This is a genomic window from Aequoribacter sp., assembly GCF_965659035.1.
In the GTDB taxonomy this organism is placed as follows: Bacteria; Pseudomonadota; Gammaproteobacteria; order Pseudomonadales; family Halieaceae; genus Aequoribacter.
This window is the reverse complement of sequence record NZ_CBFHWH010000050.1, coordinates 6,228-14,475: the sequence shown is the minus strand read 5'-3', so window position 1 is coordinate 14,475 and position 8,248 is coordinate 6,228. Positions and strand designations below refer to the sequence as shown.

The window sequence follows — 8,248 nt, the reverse complement described above, 5'->3', positions numbered from 1 at the left end:
CCCCGAGCCGGTAATGTCTTTGATGGGCTCAACTGCAACACATCCCAAGCAAATGTGCTGCTGGATAACTCATACCAATGCGCAAACCCACGATATAATCTCGCAAAATCTTGATCGGTCCCCTTTATTTTCAGGTGTCATTGAAGGCACGGGACCGCGATATTGCCCTAGCATTGAAGACAAAATTCACCGTTTTGCCGACAAAGATTCTCATCAGGTTTTTGTAGAGCCAGAAGGGTTAACCACCAATGAGTTATATCCCAACGGGATTTCAACAAGTTTGCCCTTTGATGTGCAATATGCAGTAGTTCGAAGCATAAAAGGCTTCGAAAACGCTCATATTGTTCGCCCAGGCTATGCCATTGAGTATGATTTTTTTGACCCTCGAGGCTTAAAGCACACCTTAGAAACGAAAGCTATTGACGGTCTATTCTTTGCAGGACAAATCAATGGCACAACAGGGTATGAGGAAGCCGGCGCACAAGGGTTGATTGCCGGTTTGAACGCAGGCTTACGTGTTAAAGGTAAACCTGCGTGGTATCCGACCAGGAAAGAAGCCTACATTGGCGTGATGATTGACGATTTAGTGACTCACGGTACTGCTGAGCCTTATCGAATGTTTACTTCACGGGCGGAATATCGATTGATGTTGCGTGAAGACAATGCGGATCAACGATTAACGGCAATAGGTCGGCAATTGGGACTTATTAACGATTTACGTTGGCAAGATTATTCAACCAAAATGGAGCAGTTAACCGCAGAACACGAGCGATTAGCCAGCACCTACATCCAAGCAAAAACACCACAAGCTGAAAAAATCGAGCACATTAGCGGTAAACCGTTGACGCGCGAGTACTCGCTGTTGGATTTGCTTAAGCGACCAGAATTGCACTATCACGATATTGCCGATTTGAAAGGGGCTGCCTGCGAACGTTCAGATGTAGCTCAACAAGTGGAGATAGAATCGAAATATGCTGGTTATATAGCGCGGCAAGAACAAGAAATTCAGCGCATGGCGGGCCACGCAGACACTCAAATTCCAAACGATTTCAATTATCAGTCGGTCTCTGGTTTGTCCAACGAATTGCGGTCTAAATTGGAAGATGTTAATCCATTAACCCTGGATCAAGCAGGTCGTATTGCCGGTATGACACCAGCTGCTTTATCACTGTTGGCCATTTACCTAAAAAAGCATCGATCCGATAAAGAAGTCAAACAAAGTGCCTAGTGAATCCGAGCTCGCGCTGCGACTGCAACAAGGCCTAGATCAATTGCAGCTGGCTTTGAGCGCGCAGCAGCAAGCACAACTACTGGTTTATTTGTCGTTACTTCAAAAATGGAACAAAGCGTATAATTTAACCGCGGTACGCGACATAGATGAAATGCTGGTAAAGCACATCCTAGACTCTCTGAGTGTTGCCCCTTTTTGTGGGGCAGCGACCAATTTGCTTGATATTGGTGCGGGAGCCGGATTGCCCAGCGTGATACTTGCTATAGTGTATCCTGGTATGCAGGTCAGCGGCTTAGATAGCAACATAAAAAAAACGCGTTTTATGCAGCAGGTTGGTTACGAATTAAAATTGACTAATTTTCATGTGTTTCATGCCCGAGCTGACACAGCTGATCTGAGTACTACCTTTGATATCGTCATTTCGCGCGCTTTTTCATCGTTTAGTGATTTTGTCACTTTGGCACTACCTCGATTAGTACCGGGTGGTCAGATTTATGCCATGAAAGGGCGGTATCCCGAGTCAGAACTAGCCGAAGCTTCCTCGCTGTGCGATATTAATAGCGTGATTCCATTATCGGTGCCCTATCTATCTGAAGAACGGCACTTGATTATTGCTACTGCGCCGTCGACACAAAAGGTTAATTAAGTGCCACAGATTATCGCTATTGCAAACCAGAAAGGTGGCGTTGGTAAAACGACGACTTGCGTGAATCTAGCGGCGTCTTTAGCAGCTATGAAGCGCCGCGTCTTATTGATCGATCTGGATCCACAAGGTAATGCCACCATGGGGTCTGGCGTCAATAAACACGAAATCGACTTAACAGTTTGCGATGTGTTGTTAAATCGCGTTGAGATTACGAAAGCTATCGCAAGATCCGAGGTCGCTCGGTTCGATGTCCTACCCGCAAACAGCGATTTAACAGAGGCCGACGTAAAATTGATGGGAGAGATAGGTCGAGACTCTCGTCTGCGTAAAAGCTTGCAAAAAATACAAGACCAATACGATTACATTTTAATTGATTGTCCGCCGACGCTGACTATGTTGACGGTCAATGGGTTGGTAGCCGCTAACGGCATCATCATAGCAATGCAGTGTGAATATTTCGCTTTAGAAGGACTGTCGGATCTACTGGAAACCATTGAAGGGGTGAAGGAGCATTTGAATCCAACATTGGATATTGTTGGCATCTTGCGCACGATGTTCGACCCTAGGACGAGTCTGACCAATGATGTATCAAACCAGCTACATGAGCACTTTGGACCTAAAGTGTTTCGTACGGTCGTACCTAGAAATGTCCGTTTGGCTGAGGCACCCAGTCATGGCCTACCCGCGATGCATTACGATAAACAATCAGCGGGCGCAAAAGCTTATTTGGCTCTTGCTGCAGAATTAGTGCGTCGCCAAAGTACAGCAAACAGGTAATAAGTATGTCAGCAAAAAAAAGAGGCTTAGGTCGAGGTTTAAATGCGTTGCTGCGCGAAGCAAACAACGAAACTACATCAGCTGATAGTACAGAAGCTGCTCAAGCGCTAAGTGGTTACGCTACGTTAAAAAAATTACCGGTGGAACGTATACAGCGCGGACAATATCAGCCAAGACGAGATATTGAACCGGAGGCTCTAGAGGAGCTAGCCGAAAGCATCAAAGCCCAAGGCGTCATGCAGCCCATTATTGTCAGAGAAATCGGACCGCAAAAATATGAGATTATTGCTGGTGAGCGTCGCTGGCGAGCCACACAGCTGGCAGGTCTAGATACTATTCCAGCTCTAGTGCGCGAATTAAGTGATGAAACCGCGTTAGCGATGGCCTTAATTGAAAACATTCAGCGCGAAGATTTAAATGCGATGGAAGAAGCCATCGCCCTACACCGCTTACAGACCGAATTTGAATTGACTCAGCAAGAAATTGCGACTGCTGTAGGAAAGTCCCGTTCCACAGTTGCTAACTTTTTACGCTTAATGTCTCTGCCCAAAGAAACGCAGGTACTTCTTGAGCGCGGGGATATCGAAATGGGGCATGCCAAGGCTCTCTTAGGTTTACCTCAAGACCAACAAGCCGCGGCGGCTCGTTGGGTTGTTGCTAAGGGTTTAACCGTTCGTGAAACCGAGGCGTACGTATCGCGTCTACTAGAAGGCGATCAAAACGACAGCGCTAAACTGCCGAAAGATCCAAACATTAAAGCTTTAGAGACCGAGCTGGCCTCTAAGCTTGGTGCTAAAGTCCAAATACAACATGGACGTAAGGGCAAAGGAAAGTTAGTTTTAGCCTACAATTCTCTCGACGAGTTAGACGGAATACTCGCTCATATTAAGTAAGTGGAATTTGTCTGGTGAATAATCCCAATTATCGAAGCCTTTGAGTTGAACCTTAAGGGCTTAATATCTATAATGCGCCCGCTTACATGCGGCCCTGCCAACTGAGGGTGGTAATGAAGTTAAGTGCAAAGCAGTACCGTTCGCTCATGTGGCGAACTTTTTTTTGCATATCGCTCATTGCTGGTGTGTTAATCGCAGGGTTGTCAGTTTGGTTGACCGATAATCAAACACTATCCCTGGTATATGGGTTTGTCGTTGCATCTGTGCCGCACGCATGGGCAGTTGCAAGAACCTTTCGGCTGCAACAAGGGAAGGTTCAACCGCAAGCCGCTATAATGGCGGCTTGGGTTAAGATAGGGTTGTGTGCAGTAGGGTTTGCTTGGGTGTTCAATATGCCCAATATTAAAGCTGAGGCGGTTTTCGCTGGCTTTATTGTGCAAACCGTACTCATTACAGCGGGAAATAGTTGGGTCGCCATGTTGACCCGAAAACGTTGACGCAGTGGGAACCAGACATGTCAGGTGAGTCACAAACCATTTCTGAATACATCGTCCACCATTTAACAAACTTAACCTATGGTAAGTTACCAGAGGGTACCGTACGTTATGATGGCTCCGTTGTAAGCGAAGGTGGTCAATGGACCATGGCCCATGGTGCCGACGAAATCTCTGCAATGGGTTTCAATGCTATTCACGTTGACTCGCTAGCATGGTCTATTGGTCTAGGCGTTATTTTCTGTTGGTTGTTCGCTAAAGTTGCCAGGCAAGCAACGGCTGGTGTTCCCACAAATCTGGTTAATTTTGCAGAAATGATTGTGGAATTTGTTGAGGGAACAGTAAAAGATACTTTTCACGGCAGAAATCCACTAATCGCCCCATTGTCGTTGACTATTTTTTGCTGGGTATTTCTGATGAACCTTATGGATATCATCCCAGTCGATATCATTCCGCATTTGTTTATGATGGCGGGTGTTGAATACCAAAAAATCGTCCCATCAACAGACCCAAATATTACAATGGGTATGGCGATCGGTGTATTTGTACTGATGCTTTATTACTCCATTAAAGTAAAGGGTTTTGGGTTCGTGAAAGAGCTATCACTAACGCCCTTTAATCATCCGGCGTTCATCCCTCTGAACTTGTTTATGGAAATTATCGGGCTGCTTGCGAAGCCATTCTCTCTTGGACTTCGTCTATTTGGGAATATGTACGCGGGCGAGATCGTTTTTATTCTAATTGCTGGTTTATTTGGCGTTGGATTGATGTGGATGTTACCGGCAGCATTACTGCAAATCGGTTGGGCCATTTTCCACATTCTTGTTATTACCCTTCAGGCGTTCATTTTCATGGTGCTCACAATTGTGTACCTGAGCATGGCGCACGAAGATCACTAAAAGTTTGACCTTTAAAACAACCCTAGGAGAAAACCATGGAACTCATTTACATAGCAGCCGCGATTATGATTGGCCTTGGAGGCTTCGGTGCAGCAATCGGCATCGGTCTTTTGGGTGGTAAATTGCTTGAAGGTTCTGCACGTCAGCCTGAATTGGCACCTAAACTGCAGGTTACCTTCTTCTTAGGAGCGGGCCTGGTAGACGCTATTCCAATTATTGGTGTTGGTATGGCTATGTACCTGATCTTCGTAGTAGCAGCTGGTTAATTTCTGGTCCCCTAAGAGTACCTTGGAGCACACCATCGTGTGCTCCTCCGTTATGAGGAGCAAGAATGAATATTAACCTTACTTTGATAGGCCAAATGATCGCCTTTGTGATCTTTGTTGCCTTCTGTATGAAATCTGTTTGGCCTCCTATTGTTGCGGCTATGCAAGAGCGAGCTGCAAAAATAGCCGACGGCTTAGCGGCGGCTGATCGTGCGAGCCACGATCTTGAGCTAGCTCAAAAACGAGCCGTTGAGCAAATGTCGGAAGCAAAAGCACAAGCGGCCGCGATTATCGATGCTGCTAATAAACGCGCAAACGCACTTGTAGAAGAAGCGCGTGTCGCCGCTGTTGCAGAAGCCGACAAGGTGAAAGCGTCCGCATTGGCTGAAATCGAACAAGAGAAAAACCGCGTGCGTTCAGAGCTACGCTCAGAAATCGCCGCCTTAACGTTTATGGGTGCGGAAAAAGTTCTTGGTGCCGCAGTCGATCAATCGGCTCACGAACAGTTAGTCAATAACTTGACCGTGGAGTTGCACTAACAATGGCTGAAACGACCACCCTAGCTCGACCTTACGCGAAAGCGGCTTTTGCCTATGCGCAAAGCCAATCGCAGGTCGGTTTTTGGGCTGATCAGCTACGAGCAGCGTCAGGGGTTGTCGTTCACCCTAAAATAGCGCAAGTTCTAGCCGATCCATCAAAAACACCAGAGAGCTTAGCAGCTACGTTGCAAGACGTAATCAGCATTGAGGACACAGGGTTTGCTAACTTCCTCGCTGTGTTGGCTGACAATCGTCGATTGGCACTGCTGCCATCAATCAGTGTTTTGTTCCAAGAACTTAAGGCAAATCTTGAAGCCTCAGTCGACGTAGAGGTTGTTTCTGCGTATGACTTAAGCGATGACCAAACGCAAAAGCTGGTAGCAGTATTGAAAGGCAAGCTAGATAAACAAATAAATGTTCACACTCGAACCGATAAGACCCTTATTGGTGGTGTGGTTATTCGAGCCGGCGATCTTGTGATTGATGGTTCGGTGCGAGGCCGTTTGAATAAACTGGCCGAAGCAATGAATTCGTAGGATTGAGGAACCGAGCATGCAGCAGCTGAATCCATCAGAGATTAGCGACATCATTCGTCAGCGTATTGACCAATTAGATGTCTCAAGTGAAGCCCGCAACGAGGGCACGATTGTATCGGTAACTGACGGTATTATCCGTATTCACGGCTTAACAGACGTGATGTATGGTGAGATGATCGAGTTCGAAGGGGGTGTCTATGGTATGGCACTTAACCTAGAGCGCGATTCTGTTGGTGCCGTAGTTTTAGGTGATTATAAGTCACTTGCTGAAGGTCAAACTTGCCGTTGTACCGGACGCATTCTGGAGGTACCCGTAGGCCCAGAATTGCAGGGTCGTGTGGTCGACGCGTTAGGTAATCCTATTGACGGCAAAGGCCCAATTTCTGCCACTGCGACTGACGCGATTGAAAAAGTTGCGCCCGGCGTAATTGCACGTCAATCAGTAGACCAACCAGTACAGATCGGCTTAAAGGCTATTGACGCCATGGTGCCAATCGGCCGTGGTCAGCGCGAATTGATTATTGGCGATCGTCAGATTGGTAAAACCGCCATTGCTGTCGACGCGATCATCAACCAAAAAAATACAGGCATTAAATGTATTTATGTCGCAATCGGCCAAAAAGCATCTTCGGTTGCAGCGGTTGTGCGTAAATTAGAAGAGCATGGCGCAATGGATCACACTATTGTGGTTGCGGCGACAGCCTCAGACCCAGCGTCAATGCAGTTCTTAGCGCCCTTCGCTGGTTGTACTATGGGTGAGTACTACCGTGACCGAGGTGAAGACGCGTTAATTATTTATGACGATTTGACCAAGCAGGCGATTGCCTATCGTCAAATTTCACTATTGTTGCGTCGTCCGCCCGGTCGTGAAGCGTATCCTGGTGACGTATTCTATTTGCACTCACGTCTGTTGGAGCGAGCCGCGCGTGTAAATGCAGACTATGTCGAGCAGTTCACTAACGGTGAGGTCAAAGGCAGAACAGGTTCTTTAACTGCGTTGCCCGTTATCGAAACACAGGCGGGTGACGTATCGGCTTTCGTACCAACCAACGTTATTTCGATTACCGACGGTCAGATCTTCTTAGAAACTGATATGTTTAATTCGGGTGTTCGTCCTGCGATGAACGCGGGTATTTCGGTATCTCGCGTCGGTGGTGCGGCTCAAACTAAGATCATGAAAAAGCTGTCTGGCGGTATTCGAACAGCTTTGGCGCAGTATCGCGAGTTGGCGGCCTTTTCTCAGTTTGCGTCGGATCTGGATGATGCCACTAAGGCACAGCTTGATCACGGTGAGCGTGTAACCGAACTTATGAAGCAGAAGCAGTACTCTCCTCGCTCGATCGCCGAAATGGGTATCATGCTGTACGCAGCTAACGAAGGTTATTTAAAAGACGTCGAGGTTGCACAGATATTACCTTTTGAAGACGCCCTTCTGGCCTACATGCATGCAGAGCACGGTAAACTCATGGCGGATATCGTTGCGACAGGCAAGTATGATGGTGATGTCGAAGCCACCTTCAAGGCCGCGATTGAAACCTTCAAAACAACGCAAACCTGGTAAGGTTCGGGGGTTGATCGATGGCTGTCGGTAAAGAGATTCGGACACAGATAAACAGTATCCGAAGTACGCAAAAAATTACGTCGGCGATGGAAATGGTTGCGGCGAGCAAAATGCGCCGCGCCCAAGACCGCATGCAGCTGGGTAAACCATACGCGGCTCGAATTCGTGCAGTGATCGGCCACTTGGCAAACGCTACTCCTGAGTATCGTCACAGCTACATGGATGAGCGTGATGTGAAGCGTGTTGGTTACATCGTTGTGTCAACTGACCGCGGTTTGTGCGGTGGTCTGAATATTAATTTGTTCAAAACCACTGTTGCCTCCATGAAGCAGTGGGCGGATCAAGGTATTGGCGTAGACCTGTGCCTGATAGGTGCTAAGGCGGCCAGCTTCTTTAACAGCTTTGG

Annotated in this window: 11 protein-coding genes; all 11 read left to right on the top strand. The window is 47.3% G+C overall.

Annotated features, from left to right (window positions below):
- Nucleotides 1-1,228 (top strand): tRNA uridine-5-carboxymethylaminomethyl(34) synthesis enzyme MnmG (gene mnmG, locus ACTF5Z_RS08300; protein ID WP_438985230.1); only part of this gene is annotated, 1,228 nt, incomplete at its 5' end.
- Nucleotides 1,221-1,877: a 16S rRNA (guanine(527)-N(7))-methyltransferase RsmG gene (rsmG, locus tag ACTF5Z_RS08295; protein ID WP_438985229.1), complete on the top strand. Its 657-nt coding sequence runs from the start codon at nt 1,221-1,223 to the stop codon at nt 1,875-1,877. The genes mnmG and rsmG, both read left to right, overlap by 8 nt.
- Nucleotides 1,878-2,654: a ParA family protein gene (locus ACTF5Z_RS08290; protein ID WP_438985228.1), complete on the top strand. Its 777-nt coding sequence runs from the start codon at nt 1,878-1,880 to the stop codon at nt 2,652-2,654.
- A gap of 5 nt (nt 2,655-2,659) precedes the next feature.
- Entirely contained in the window at nt 2,660-3,547 is an 888-nt protein-coding gene (locus ACTF5Z_RS08285; protein WP_423848862.1) for a ParB/RepB/Spo0J family partition protein, read from the top strand.
- 86 nt (nt 3,548-3,633) lie between these two features.
- A complete protein-coding gene (locus ACTF5Z_RS08280; RefSeq protein WP_438985227.1) occupies nt 3,634-4,044 on the top strand; it encodes an ATP synthase subunit I in 411 nt (136 codons plus the stop codon).
- A 17-nt stretch (nt 4,045-4,061) separates the two neighbouring features.
- A complete protein-coding gene (atpB, locus tag ACTF5Z_RS08275; RefSeq protein ID WP_438985226.1) occupies nt 4,062-4,940 on the top strand; it encodes a F0F1 ATP synthase subunit A in 879 nt (292 codons plus the stop codon).
- 35 nt (nt 4,941-4,975) lie between these two features.
- Complete coding sequence (gene atpE / locus ACTF5Z_RS08270; RefSeq protein ID WP_423848859.1) at nt 4,976-5,206, top strand: F0F1 ATP synthase subunit C; 231 nt, start codon at nt 4,976-4,978, stop codon at nt 5,204-5,206.
- A 65-nt stretch (nt 5,207-5,271) separates the two neighbouring features.
- Nucleotides 5,272-5,745 carry a F0F1 ATP synthase subunit B gene (locus tag ACTF5Z_RS08265; protein WP_423848858.1) on the top strand — a complete coding sequence of 158 codons (474 nt, stop codon included), beginning with the start codon at nt 5,272-5,274 and terminating at the stop codon, nt 5,743-5,745.
- A gap of 2 nt (nt 5,746-5,747) precedes the next feature.
- Nucleotides 5,748-6,281, top strand: a complete 534-nt coding sequence (locus ACTF5Z_RS08260; protein ID WP_438985225.1) for a F0F1 ATP synthase subunit delta — start codon at nt 5,748-5,750, stop codon at nt 6,279-6,281.
- A gap of 16 nt (nt 6,282-6,297) precedes the next feature.
- A complete protein-coding gene (atpA, locus tag ACTF5Z_RS08255) occupies nt 6,298-7,842 on the top strand; it encodes a F0F1 ATP synthase subunit alpha (RefSeq protein ID WP_438985224.1) in 1,545 nt (514 codons plus the stop codon).
- A 17-nt stretch (nt 7,843-7,859) separates the two neighbouring features.
- Nucleotides 7,860-8,248: F0F1 ATP synthase subunit gamma (locus ACTF5Z_RS08250; RefSeq protein WP_438985223.1), on the top strand; the 389-nt coding region annotated here is incomplete at its 3' end.